This is a genomic window from Acinetobacter sp. CY17 (genome assembly GCF_059515825.1).
On sequence record NZ_JCAKMX010000038.1, the window covers coordinates 1 to 13360 of the forward strand.

Genomic DNA, 13360 nt, shown 5'->3' on the forward strand with positions numbered 1-13360 from the left:
GCTGCGATATCTTCTTCGACCGCTTCGTCCCATAGATGGATTTGTTTTGCGGTGAGATGTTCGTTTTTACTGCCGAATTTATGCTTTTTAAACAGCGCCAGTTCATGCTCGTATTTTTGATTGAGAATAGAAAGATGCTGAACTTTGGCATCCAATTGCTGGTTTGATTTTTCTAATTCTTGATTTGATTGTGCCAGAGACTGATGCTGCATTGCCAACTGCTGGGTAAATTCCAGCAGTTGTTCATGGGTCAGTTGGCTTAAGTCAGGCAGCGTATTCATGATCGCAGTATGCCTGAGGTCATGACGCAGAGGAAATAGAACGTTTGGAGAATAGCAGAATAACCGAGCTTGGTTTAGAGCATTGTGACCACTTGCTGTCGTCCAATGCGCTGCCAGGGCAAACCCTGGATTAATGCCTGTAACTGTTCCGGGTTGAGGGCCACGGTTTCACCTTGGTGAACTTGAGCCCAGTGGAATTTTCCCTGTTCCAGCCGCCTGGCACACAGCCAGATGCCCAGTCCATCATGTACCAGCACTTTCATACGATGGCCACGTTTATTACAGAACAGGTAAGCACAATGCGGTTTAATGTAGCCAAAGGCTCTCACCACCTGAGCCATGACAGTATCCATCCCTGCTCGCATATCCAGAGGTTGGGTAGAAAGCCAGATTTCATCAATGCGGATCATGTTGCCAGTGCCTTGAGTAATTCTGCTAAAGCAGATATTTCTGATACTTGCCATTTCAAGCCAATTTCTGCTTTTGAGTGGGGTAAAGTAATTTGAACCTTTAACATGTCAGTAGGAGTAGGATCTAATGGTGCAGAGCAAGATAAGGCAATAAATGCAGGTTTATTCGGTAGTGGTGAGCGATCACTCCCTGGCTTAGCATCAATTAAGCGAATCCATTTGGATACAAGATTTGTATTCAATCCATGTTGCAAAGCGACCGAAGCAATTGAAACGTCCGGTGCTTTACAAGCCTGAACGATCTGCTGTTTAAATTCAGCACTGTATGTTCTTCGTTTTTTCGCAAGAGATGCGATGGATGTCTGGTGATTTGTAGTCATAAATTTTAGTCCCCACTTGTTTTTAAGTGGGGACTAAATTAAGGCTTATAGGATGAATTCATAAGGTGTGTTCAGCGGACGCTTACTTGAGTTCTTCTAAAGTACTAAAAATAAAGAATTTATTAAAATAAAAAGCCTTAATAACTTATGAAGCCCTTAAATTGATCATTTTTTAATCAAAAAAACCATTTATACATATATATCAAAGCTAAAACTGCCATATTTATCCACAATAGCTGTGGATAAACTTGTTTCTAACTTATTTATACAGTTTTTTCTGCAGCTCGATCTTGGTAAAAATATTAAGCTCACATCTGCCTATTTTAATTTAAAAATCACATAACGCTGTAGCAAGTGTTCATAGAAAGTCTCTATTGGGAATAGATAGCATTTTCTGTCATTGTTTTTAAATAGAGAGAGGTATTTGCAGAAAAACCTCCCTACGACTACACCATTTTATGCGTTATATATGCAATGATTTCATATCAATCACAAAGCGGTATTTCACATCACTTTTTAGCATACGTTCATAAGCCAAATTAATGTCTTGCATGGCAATCACTTCAACATCTGAAACAATATTGTGTTCACCACAAAAATCTAATAACTCTTGCGTTTCTGCAATACCACCAATTAAAGAACCTGCAATGGATTTCCGTCCTAATATCATAGGGACAGAATGTGCGCTAATTTCCCCTAAATAACCCACTAATACTAGGCTACCGTTGAGTGCTAAGGTAGGAATATAAGGTTTTAAATCGTGATCATAAGGCACAGTATCAATAATTAAATCAAACTGATTATTGACCGCTTGCATTTGTAACTCATCTGTCGAAAGCACAACATGATCTGCACCCAGAGCTCTAGCATCCGCTTCTTTATGGGGTGAGCGACTGAATAAAGTAACTTCTGCACCTAATGCATGGGCCAGTTTGATTGCCATATGACCAAGACCACCTAAGCCAACTATAGCTACTTTAGAATGCGCACCTATCTTCCAGTGACGTAATGGTGACCAAGTAGTAATGCCGGCGCATAACAAGGGTGCTACAGCTTGAGCAGATAAATTTTCAGGAACTTTAAGTACAAAATCTTGGCTACAGATAATACTCTGCGCATAGCCACCATAAGTGGGTGTTTGATCGTGCCGGTCTAAGCTACCATAAGTGCCTGTATTGCCCTCTTCACAGTACTGCTCTAATCCTGTATGGCAGGCAGAACAGGTGCGACAAGAATCAACCATACAACCAATACCAACCAAATCTCCGATTTGATATTTAGTCACTGCTGGGCCAATTTTCTTCACACGCCCTACAACCTCATGGCCTGGCACAAGTGGGTAATGGCTAAATCCCCAATCATTACGTGCTTGATGCAAATCAGAGTGACAGACACCACAATATTCAATTGCAATAACCACATCATCCGCACGCATTTTACGTTGTTGAAAATGAAAAGGTTGTAATGGAGTATGTGCATCAAGTGCGGCATAGGCATAAATCATTTCAGTCATTATCACGTCATCCAATGTTTTAAAGTTAGGATTTAACTTAGCGTGTTTTGATCTGTTTTGCCTAGCATTTAATGAGTAGATCAATAGTTTATAATATATTTTTCAAATGGATTATCCATACTGTGATGTCGAAAGATTTTTAAAAATTTCGCTGCGGAATTGATTCATTTCAAGTATGAGCTTTTCTTGTGGAAATTTAGCTAATAGCTTACTGTCATTGCTAAACTTAAATCAAATTGAAACCTCAAGGAGCTAGAACATGTTTGATCAACTGATAATAAATTTATTTTAGTTGTTAATTCATTGCTTAATCGTTAGGAATCAATGAAATTTAAAATTCTCATGAAAAATACACATTTATATAACTAGCTTAGTAAAAGGTAAGAGAATACTCTCTATCTCAACTTGAGAAATGCCTTCTCCTCCTTCGATTGGTTCATATTCAATTCAATCATCGTTTCTTGAATAGTTTTTAAAATCACGGGAGAAAATTCTGCAGATCTTTGTAGTTTTTCAGTCCATGCGTAGGGCGATAAATTCATTTCTTTGCTGATTCTTAAGGAACTTATGTTTAAATTTTCTAAAAATCGGCGCATAAAGATATAGCCGTTGAAATCACAATCTTTAAAAACAGGAGTACCATCTGTATAGCAACGTTCTAAAAGTGATATAGGTAAAGGTAAATTTTCTGCTAGATTTGTATGCTTTGCTAAATAAGCTAATCTGTGCCAAATATGTGTATAAGGTACGTTATATACGTTTTTCTCTAGTTCATCTTTTGTACTAGGTAAGGGTGTTAAATATTTTTCCCCCTTACCTTCACGCATTAAGCGTTCTAAGCAGTTGGTCATACCCTCTAAATACCAACGATTCTTAAATTGTGCATAGCTATATTGATAAAGATGAAAAATTTCGTGACATACTACCGTCCACCTGTCCGGAAAACCCTCAAGTTGAGGGTTTAAATAAATACTGAGTCCACATCCAGACTGATGACCATGATAATTATATAAAGGTTTTTCATAAGCGATCCCATTTTTGGTACCAATATTTCTAACATAAATATCTATGTAGTGGGCTCGGTCTCTATACCGATCGCTCATTAAGGGATGCAAAAACCCTAGATAGCTCAAGGTGTCTATAGTTGTAGTCGCTTGTATAGCAATATTTTCAATGTAATCTGGGATTTGATTTTGGTTTGTACTTTTCCAGTCTAATAAAGCATGTTTACTTGTTATTTTATCAGTATAAAAAATTCGCACCTCATTTTTTATATAAACTTGGTTTATATTTTTAGGTACCCTTATGGTTGCACTACATTTTGTATTCACAAAAGTTGGAAGTCGTCCTAAAGGATTTATACTAGACATATTCATTAAATATAAAGATGATTTTATTTTCACCATCAACCTCTCAGACATTTAATTTTATTAGAAAAATATTTTTTATATACCTCAAATCACACTTGAATATTTCCAAAATTGATAATATATTTTTAACAGCCTTAAATTTTTATATTTAAATTGTAGCTTTATAGAGCTAAAATCAAATTAAACTCTACAGCTATAATTTTTTAAATTAAATCAACTAAAATAAAAAATTAATTATTTCAATAATGTAAAATATAAGTCAAATTCAGCTATATCATCCACATTATTTATTACAGACAATTAATAGTATTCTAATATAAATTTATCTATAAAATTTGCAAGAAAAGTATTTTTAACTTTTCTTGCTTTAAGTTAACTTAATTTTTAGAAAAATAAAAATTATCTTTAACATATTGATTTAAACCGGTACTATTCGACCCTTTAAACAATATGCTTGATCCATCTTCAACTACACTTCCTAATATATGATTAAGGTTTTCAAAATTTTCAGCATTTACTACCTTATCATTAATGATTTCTAATTTTTTAAAGATTTCTCCAAGGAGGACAACTTTATCAAAATCAAGCGTATTAATTAAATCAACAATCTCTCTATGATAGCCTAAACTAAAATCTCCAAGTTCAAGCATTTCAGAGATTACAACAATTTTCTTATTCGTATTTAATCTATTAAAATTTGTGATAGCAAGCTTCATCGAGCTTGGATTTGCATTATAACTTTCATCGATTACTGTAATATTTTTATGATTAAACACTGTATTTAAAACTTTACCTCGACCATGCACTTTTTTGACAGCATTCAATTTAAATAAACTTTCTTTCCATCGATCTGGAAATAAAATTTTCAGTACCGCAATTATACCTAAATAGTTGAGTCTAAGCTCAGGAGCCTGCTCATTTACATTGATTTTTTCTTTAACTTGATCAATTTGTATAATCATACCATCTTCATTGTGCTCAATGATTTTAGCATCAGCATCTGAATTCATAGCATAAGTGTACACCCTAACATGATCAGGTACAAAGGACATCATGTATTCAAAATACTCAACATCTTTATTGATGACCAAGACAGAACCTTCAGGTAAATACTTAAAAGCTGCTGCCTTACGCTCAGCAATTGCTTTCATGCTGCCAATCTTCTCAATATGAGCAGGTGCAAGAGTAGTAAACAAGCATATATGAGGTCGTAAAATTTGGTGTGAAATAGCACCTATAGGTTCGTCATTAATTGTTCCGGCCCCAGCTACCTCAAATACTGCATGATTTTGATTGTTAATCTGCGTCATCCCATTTGCAATATAAAATGGGGTGTTTCCTTTCAAATTAATTAATGTATCAGAGTCAAGTGATTTAATCATTTGTGCCAATAATGTCGAAACAGATGTCTTTCCTACACTACCTGTGACCGTATAAATTTTTCCACTAAATTCTTGTCTAAATGCATGTGCTAATTCAATTAAAAATTTATCTACATCATTGATACGTATAAAATTCGTTTGCTGTAGTAGGTTTTCATCTTGGATAGGATCACCAGCATATAATACAATCTTTATTTTCTCTATATTTTTTCTAATCGAAGATAAACCCATTCCTACTTTGCTATACTTATTCTTTAAAAACACAATATTATGATTTGATTTTAATGGCGTATTGTCAATAACAAGTTTACAATCACCAACTAGTTTCTCTTTGATATAAGATATATTATTACGTGTATTCAATATTGTTTTTAAATAATTTATTCTAGTTAATGCTCTCTCAAATTCAAAGTATTTTGACCCAGGAAAGCTATTAATTTCAAATAGCCAAACGTGACCTGTTTCATCAATACCCAAATCTATACCTAAAGAATCAATTTCCTTAGCATAAAATTTTTGAAAATCTCTTGGCAAATTTAAGCCAATATCTTGGATCTTTTTATAGATATTCAGATATTTTTCTGGAAAATGATGTTTTAAAAATAACTTACCATCTGCCATACTACCACCTGCAGACAAGTTAGCTACTAATGCTTCACCCGCACTAATACGAGCATATATTTTAGTTACTTCCCATTCACGTTTCCCATTTCTTTGTACATGAACACGTAAATCAAAAGCTTGATTGTGTGTTGTTAGAGAAGAAATGTATTTTTGACATATAATATTGCGTCCTTTAATTTTATCCTCATAAAAACTAGAAAAATCTTCTTCTGAAAAGTAGTGTATATTTCCGCCATCATTGATTTTATACCTGCGATCCTCCCACAGTATAAATTGAATGTTTTTTCCTTGATTACCCCCAACTGGTTTAATGACAACATACTTATTATTCAAAATGAATGTTCGTAATTGTGCTTCATTTTTTATCATTTCATAAGGAATGATAATATCTTTGTACTGTGGTAAGGATTCAATCAATTGAGTTGTTTTTAACTTCCCACCTAAAATTTGTGTCGTAAGATAACAATATTGACTTAGTTCATTAATAATCACTTTATTTTTTAGTGAACGAACATCATTATCAATAACGTAGGGATAATCAACTTGTTGTCTAACCCACTGATCATTAATTAACGTATAAGCTTTTACTTTTTTATTACCTATATCTATATCATTTAAAGTAAAGTAATAAAATTTTAGACCTCTTATTTGGGAGATATATGCCATCGCTTTGGCTTTTGGACCTGGTGAGCCAATTGCTCGTAACATACCAATACTATTATTCATGTTATTGTTCTCTTATTTCTCGAAATAGTTTAAGTATGCGACATAACCAGATAAATTATGTTCTTGATCATCAATTCGTGTTCTAAAACGGTCATGACGAACGTAAAAAGCATTAAGAACTTTACTAGGCTTAGCCATATACATAGCCACTTCCGGATAGAAAATCCCAGTGCGTTGATATTCTACGCGATGCTCAATGACATTTTTTAATTCTTCAAAATTTGCTTTTTCAAAAAGCTCATCCTGTCCTTGGGCTTTAAGTTTAGATACCATTTTATACGCAGACATTAACATTTCTAAGAAAGTTGCATAAGCTGTTCTACGATTACGGATAAAGTTAAGGTGCTGTAAATAATTATTTAAGCCAAATTCATAGTATTTTTTTTCTGGATTAATTTTAATTAATTCATTAGTGCAATAACTGAGCCAGTGGTCATGATACTTATGATAAGATTTAGCAATAAAATTATCAAACATCTGTTTCACTGTATTTAAAAGCACAGTATCATTATTAAGTTGATATAAGCGTAATAGGCCTAGCGCTGCTTCACCATCATAATAAATAATACGAAAATCTTCTTTAACCTCTAGACTTGGGTATAAAAGCACATGTGTGGTTTGCCCATTTTTATCAATCATACTACGTATACCATTAGCAATTTTTTCTGCATAGATTTGATATTTATTATTGCCCGTAGTTTCTTGATATTTTGCAAGCATCATTACAGCTGCAGCATTGGATCCAAGCTTAATTTCTAGATCACTACCCATATGATCGATCATATGTGCTGTATTTTTATTCACTTCTTTATAAAAATTTTCTAAAGCGTAATCGATTGCTTTATGGATGTTATCCCAGTAATGAGGCTGATCTTTGACTTCAAACGTCTCAATTAAAGCATAGACTGATGTGCAATGACGTACAGTATTATAGTCTCTTAATTCTCGATTATATGCAGGAAAGTAACCGTATACAAAGCGTCCGTTTTCTTGAATCTCGTTATGTAGAAAATCGGCATTTTTAAGTACAATATCACGAATATGATCTTTCTTATTACCTTCTAAATAACGTACACCGTTTTGAGCACCTGTAGATTGTAATGGTACTAATTTTTGATTTTCGTAGAAACTCGCAATTGTATCGAAAGTCCATACCTTTGTAATTTTATCTAATTCAAAAACTTTAGAAATATTTGGATATTTAGCTTTAACTGCACTATTTAAATTTTTTTGATCAAAGAAATTTGGCTGACTATACGTTAGACCTTTAATAATTGCTCTACCATAAATTTCTTGCTCTAAAAAGCAGATATTAAATTTAGGGTCAAAGCTAATCCCTTTGCGATAATGATTATTGTGTGGCTGCTTATGTACCTCATTCACAACTTGTTGCCATGGTTTTTCTTCTACATTAACTGCGATATCAAATTTCAGAAACTCAGGTAAATATCGATTCTTTTCATAATATTGATCAATAAACTTCATGATTCGTTTAATTAAAACTTGAGGTTCTGGATCTGAACTTGACCAAACTTTGCAGCGCTCGTTTACTGTGCCGTAAGAGAAAAATAAAGTATATAAAGCTTGTTTTTGAATTAAAAAGTTTTCAAGTAACCATACTTTAAGTTTTTCTTTAAGAACTAAAACATGAGAAAAATTTTTGATGCTCAAAACTGTCATGGGGGGACTCACCGAATGTTTTTATATGTATCCATTTTTTATTAATATAACATAGCGAATACATAGCATATAAAGATAAATGTTTCTTTTTATAAATAAAAAAGAGGTCCCGAAGGACCTCTTTTTTTTAAAAAACTATATTAGTACAACGATGGATTAACTTTTAATAGCTCTTCTAACGTTGCTGCATCATCAAATGTAGCTACTGGTTCTACATATGCAGATGTTGGTGATGTTATAGAGGTTGGAATACTTAAATCAATCTCTTCATCTGGTGTAGAGATAGAGGTGATATTTCCAGTTTGCTCATTATCACTAATTACTGCACTAAGATCATTTGGATTATAACCCGTAGTGAAAGTATCCCATACATTCTCTTCATTTGGTTCCACATCTAATAATAATGATGTGTCATCATTGTTCAAGAAGAAGGCTGCACGGGCACCTACAGCAGGCATAGCTGCCAGATTATCACTAATCAATTCGATACTGATTGAAGCTGTATCTGTTTGGCCAGTAATATCCGTTAGTGTGTAAATGAACTCCTCCGTATTACCCCACACATTTGTTGCAGTTGATGCGGTATATGTGTAAGTACCATTGTTATTCAACACTAACGTACCGTAGTCACCAACGATACTTACGCTGGTCGTACTTTGTACCTCACCATTAACATAGAGATGACCATTTTCAATAAGGTAAGTATTCGCTCCTTGTACAATCTCAAGCTTCGCGAAATCTGAAGCTGTGTCATTGCCTAAGATGTCACCTGTTACTGAATACGCTCCTGGTACAACTGGCTCATACTCATTAAGCATGGTTTCATCTACTGTGACAACAGCAGGATCTACCGTGAATGCACCATTATTAGATGGTGTTGTGATAGCTGTTCCAGCTCCTGTGGTTACATTGGTCACATTATAGCTAATTGTATACGTACCAGCAGGTAAGTTCGTAAAATCAGCGAGTGCTATATAGTCATTATAGCTATCACTTAATACACTAGTATCCCGTATCAACGTACCTGCACTAAGCACGCCATCTGGCCCACTAATCGTGTAGGTCGCTGTCACGGTGCCCCATGTATTACTAGTTTCAAGCACACCAGTAGGAACGAGTCCAACATTGATTAATGCTGTACCTGTTACTGTTGTATCAGGGTTAACAGTAAATGACTGTGAACCAGTAAAGGTATTAGTGAATGTGCGCGTATAGTTGCCTAAGAAATTAGGCGTACTGTCAGTAAAGTTCGGTGTAACTGTTCCAGTGGTCGTCACCGGTACAATAACGTCTTCATTTACTACATTAACTACAGCAATAGTAAGGTTTTCTACATCATCTACCGCATCAAAACTTGGTAATGTGCCATCTTGTCCAAGACTTTCATTGTCCCAAACAACACCTAAACCATCAGCATCAATACGAATATTGAGTACCGCAGTGTCAGTATGGTAGTCATCTTTAATGGTATAAGTGAAACTATCCACCTTACCGTAAGATGCCGGATCACCATTGCCAATATATTCAAATGAACCATCAGCTTTGATAATCAACTTACCATGCTGGCCATTGATTGTAGTTCCTGCTGCAGTTACAGGTAGTGAACTTACAGTTTCTGATGCAATCAATGATATAACCGCTGTATCACCATGAGACTCTGCTGCCCAATCATCATTTAATGAAACATTGCCATTCACACGACCAAAATCATGAAGCGTTGAATCAGTAATTGTGATTGTGCTGCTTGCTAATACACCACTACTTGCAACTAAGCCAATCAATTGACTTGCTATACCACTTGTTTCAGTTGTAGAGAAAGCTACAGTGTAGGTACCTGGAGGTAAGTCATTAAACTGTACATTGGTTGCTGAAATAACGTTAGTAATCAGACCGAATTCCGGATCCAATGGATTTAGGCTACCCACTAATGATGGGGTAATTGTTACCGCATTTGAAGCAGTTTGAACAATTTCACCAGTCAGAAGATCAATTACAAGTAAATCAGCATATGCACTGTATCCACCACCAGTAATTAAACTCAAGATACCATCAATGGCACCACCAATCGCTGTAAGACTTAGCGAACCTGTAGTACCAGTCGCATTGACAGTAATATCCTGTGCACTATTGTCAGCAACATTAAATACTAAAGCATTACCACTTGGGAACAAGTCGACTGAGATAATATCTCCTATCACTCCTGCATTTGCTAGAGCAAATGAGTTACCTGATTCTCCATTCAAGTTATCTTCAACATTCTGAGCCAATGCCGTATACAAATCATTAGTTGCAGAAATATCTTGTGGAATAACTCCATCTTGCGTTGGGTTATTATCATTCCATTCTACAGTCACACCATCTTTCGTAATACGAATATTAAGATTAGCAGTATCTGTATGTGTTCCATCACTAATGGTGTAAGTAAAGGTATCTACTTTACCAACCGCATCTACTGTTGGGTCTACTTGATAAGAGTACGAGCCATCAGAACTAATCGACAATGTACCATGCTGTCCGTTAATAATTACTGGTGCACCTGGAGCAACATTCTGAGGAGTAGTAATCGTTTCTGAAGCAATCGCCACTACCGTTGCTGTCGCTATCGGTGTATGTAATTCTCCCTCAATATCATCATTTGTTAATACATTACCCGAGAGTTCAGTCATATTATGTTGCACTGAATCTACAATAGTAATGTCTACATTTGATAACAAACCTGTGCCAGCAATGAGACCAACAATTGTTGCAATAAAACCATCAGTTTCAGTGGTTGATAAAGCAACTGTATAATCTCCTGGAGGTAATCCTTCAAAATTAACACCTGTTGCAGAGATAGAGGTTGTAATCACTCCTAAATTGGTAAAATCAACTAACTGAGGTGTTAAAGTCACTGAATCCTGAGCAACAGCAACAATTTCACCAGTAGTTCGATCAATGACTAAGAGATCTGCAGTACCACTAAATGATTGACCAAGCAATAAAGCTGAAATTAGACCATCTAAAGCACCGGCAACAGCACCTATACTCAGAGAACCTGTATTACCAGAAACGTCAACCGTAATATCCTGAGTTGTATTAGGATTTACAGTGAAATTAAGCTCAGAACTAGACGGTAATAAGGTTACATCAATAATACCTGCTATTGCATCCGCACTTAATAATGCAAAAGAGTCACCTGTTTCACCATTTAAGTTATCTAATACATCTGTATTGGTCTGATTCACTGTCTCCAAATCATCAACTGCTTCAATATCAGCATCGCCATCTGCGTCGCCATCCGCGTCACCATCAGCATCGCCATCTGCATCGCCATCAGCATCGCCGTCTGCGTCGCCATCAGCATCGCCGTCTGCGTCGCCATCAGCATCGCCGTCTGCATCGCCATCAGCATCGCCGTCCGCGTCGCCATCAGCATCGCCGTCTGCGTCGCCATCTGCGTCGCCGTCCGCGTCGCCATCAGCATCGCCGTCTGCGTCGCCATCTGCGTCGCCATCCGCGTCACCATCAGCATCGCCATCCGCGTCGCCATCTGCGTCGCCGTCCGCGTCGCCATCCGCATCGCCATCCGCGTCGCCATCAGCATCGCCGTCTGCGTCACCATCAGCATCGCCATCTGCGTCGCCATCCGCGTCACCATCAGCATCGCCGTCTGCGTCACCATCAGCATCGCCGTCCGCGTCGCCATCAGCATCGCCGTCTGCGTCACCATCAGCATCGCCATCCGCATCGCCATCCGCGTCGCCATCCGCGTCGCCATCCGCATCGCCGTCTGCGTCACCATCAGCATCGCCATCTGCGTCGCCATCCGCGTCACCATCAGCATCGCCGTCTGCGTCACCATCAGCATCGCCGTCCGCGTCGCCATCAGCATCGCCATCCGCGTCGCCATCTGCGTCGGCGTCCGCGTCGCCATCTGCGTCGCCATCAGCATCGCCATCTGCGTCGCCATCAGCATCGCCGTCCGCGTCGCCATCAGCATCGCCGTCCGCGTCGCCATCAGCATCGCCGTCTGCGTCGCCATCAGCATCGCCATCAGCATCGCCGTCCGCGTCGCCATCAGCATCGCCATCTGCGTCGCCATCAGCATCGCCGTCCGCATCACCATCAGCATCGCCGTCTGCGTCGCCATCTGCATCGCCATCAGCATCGCCGTCTGCGTCGCCATCAGCATCGCCGTCTGCATCGCCGTCCGCGTCGCCATCAGCATCGCCGTCCGCGTCACCATCAGCATCGCCATCCGCGTCGCCATCTGCGTCGCCATCCGCGTCGCCATCAGCATCGCCATCAGCATCGCCGTCCGCGTCACCATCAGCATCGCCGTCTGCGTCGCCATCAGCATCGCCGTCTGCGTCGCCATCCGCATCGCCATCCGCATCGCCGTCTGCGTCACCATCAGCATCGCCGTCCGCGTCGCCATCAGCATCGCCGTCCGCATCACCATCAGCATCGCCGTCTGCGTCGGCGTCCGCGTCGCCATCCGCATCGCCATCTGCGTCGCCATCAGCATCGCCATCTGCGTCGCCATCAGCATCGCCGTCCGCGTCGCCATCAGCATCGCCGTCCGCGTCACCATCAGCATCGCCATCCGCGTCGCCATCTGCGTCGCCGTCCGCGTCGCCATCCGCATCGCCATCCGCGTCGCCATCAGCATCGCCATCAGCATCGCCGTCCGCGTCACCATCAGCATCGCCGTCTGCGTCGCCATCAGCATCGCCGTCTGCGTCGCCATCCGCATCGCCATCCGCATCGCCGTCTGCGTCACCATCAGCATCGCCGTCCGCGTCGCCATCAGCATCGCCGTCCGCATCACCATCAGCATCGCCGTCTGCGTCGGCGTCCGCGTCGCCATCCGCATCGCCATCTGCGTCGCCATCAGCATCGCCATCTGCGTCGCCATCAGCATCGCCGTCCGCGTCGCCATCAGCATCGCCGTCCGCGTCACCATCAGCATCGCCATCCGCGTCGCCATCTGCGTCGCCGTCCGCGTCGCCATC

9 protein-coding genes are annotated in these 13360 nt (G+C 39.2%); all 9 read right to left on the minus strand.

All coding sequences use genetic code 11. The features are described 5' to 3' along the window. The coding region (locus AC5YCI_RS15620) for an IS66 family transposase (protein ID WP_496175161.1) at positions 1–281 on the minus strand (281 nt) is incomplete at its 3' end. Between the two features lie 74 nt (positions 282–355). Then, positions 356–745 (minus strand): IS66 family insertion sequence element accessory protein TnpB, encoded by a 390-nt coding sequence (gene tnpB, locus AC5YCI_RS15625; RefSeq protein WP_496175162.1) that lies wholly within the window; start codon positions 743–745, stop codon positions 356–358. Next, positions 688–1071 carry an IS66-like element accessory protein TnpA gene (tnpA, locus tag AC5YCI_RS15630; protein WP_218999213.1) on the minus strand — a complete coding sequence of 128 codons (384 nt, stop codon included), beginning with the start codon at positions 1069–1071 and terminating at the stop codon, positions 688–690. Before tnpA ends, tnpB begins: the two co-directional genes overlap by 58 nt. Before the next feature lie 463 nt (positions 1072–1534). Beyond that, positions 1535–2584: an NAD(P)-dependent alcohol dehydrogenase gene (locus AC5YCI_RS15635; protein ID WP_496175887.1), complete on the minus strand. Its 1050-nt coding sequence runs from the start codon at positions 2582–2584 to the stop codon at positions 1535–1537. Between the two features lie 395 nt (positions 2585–2979). Further along, positions 2980–3990: a hypothetical protein gene (locus AC5YCI_RS15640; RefSeq protein ID WP_496175888.1), complete on the minus strand. Its 1011-nt coding sequence runs from the start codon at positions 3988–3990 to the stop codon at positions 2980–2982. A gap of 341 nt (positions 3991–4331) precedes the next feature. Next, positions 4332–6686 (minus strand): YheC/YheD family protein, encoded by a 2355-nt coding sequence (locus AC5YCI_RS15645; protein WP_496175889.1) that lies wholly within the window; start codon positions 6684–6686, stop codon positions 4332–4334. 12 nt (positions 6687–6698) lie between these two features. Then, a complete protein-coding gene (locus AC5YCI_RS15650) occupies positions 6699–8366 on the minus strand; it encodes a poly alpha-glucosyltransferase (protein WP_496175890.1) in 1668 nt (555 codons plus the stop codon). Between the two features lie 140 nt (positions 8367–8506). Beyond that, a complete protein-coding gene (locus AC5YCI_RS15655; protein WP_496175891.1) occupies positions 8507–11590 on the minus strand; it encodes a beta strand repeat-containing protein in 3084 nt (1027 codons plus the stop codon). Then, on the minus strand, positions 11587–13360 hold a 1774-nt coding region (locus tag AC5YCI_RS15660), incomplete at its 5' end, for a hypothetical protein (RefSeq protein ID WP_496175892.1). The genes AC5YCI_RS15655 and AC5YCI_RS15660, both read right to left, overlap by 4 nt.

Bases quoted from the DNA above. Each gene is read 5' to 3' on its own strand.
- tnpB (WP_496175162.1), bottom strand. From the start codon at position 745: ATGGCAAGTATCAGAAATATCTGCTTTAGCAGAATTACTCAAGGCACT.
- AC5YCI_RS15635 (WP_496175887.1), bottom strand. From the start codon at position 2,584: ATGACTGAAATGATTTATGCCTATGCCGCACTTGATGCACATACTCCA.
- AC5YCI_RS15645 (WP_496175889.1), bottom strand. From the start codon at position 6,686: ATGAATAATAGTATTGGTATGTTACGAGCAATTGGCTCACCAGGTCCA.
- AC5YCI_RS15650 (WP_496175890.1), bottom strand. From the start codon at position 8,366: ATGACAGTTTTGAGCATCAAAAATTTTTCTCATGTTTTAGTTCTTAAA.
- tnpA (WP_218999213.1), bottom strand. From the start codon at position 1,071: ATGACTACAAATCACCAGACATCCATCGCATCTCTTGCGAAAAAACGA.
- AC5YCI_RS15640 (WP_496175888.1), bottom strand. From the start codon at position 3,990: ATGGTGAAAATAAAATCATCTTTATATTTAATGAATATGTCTAGTATA.